1 protein-coding gene is annotated in these 254 nt (G+C 68.9%); it reads right to left on the bottom strand.

Annotated elements, in window-relative coordinates:
- The coding region (locus FVA95_RS30150; protein WP_193564466.1) for a histidinol dehydrogenase at window positions 1-254 on the bottom strand (254 nt) is incomplete at both ends.

Below are 254 nucleotides of genomic sequence, written 5' to 3' on the forward strand. Positions count from 1 at the left end.
GCGCGCAGATCGGGGGCGAGGCCGTCATAGGCGGCGCGCCATTCTTCGCGGTCGATCTGCCAGCCGGTGGCGTCGAGATCGTGGCGGTCGAAGCTTTGGGTGTAGGCGCGCACCGCCGCGTCGCCTTCGTCACGGACGCGCGCGATGATGGCGGTTACGTCGCGCGCGACATCGGCATCGGCTTCGCGGCGGGCGTTGACCAAAGCGGTGAAGTCTGCGGCGAAGGTGGGGGATGTGGTGGTGAGGCGGATCAT

It is taken from the genome of Pseudonocardia sp. EV170527-09 (assembly GCF_008369905.1).
GTDB lineage: Bacteria > Actinomycetota > Actinomycetes > Mycobacteriales > Pseudonocardiaceae > Pseudonocardia.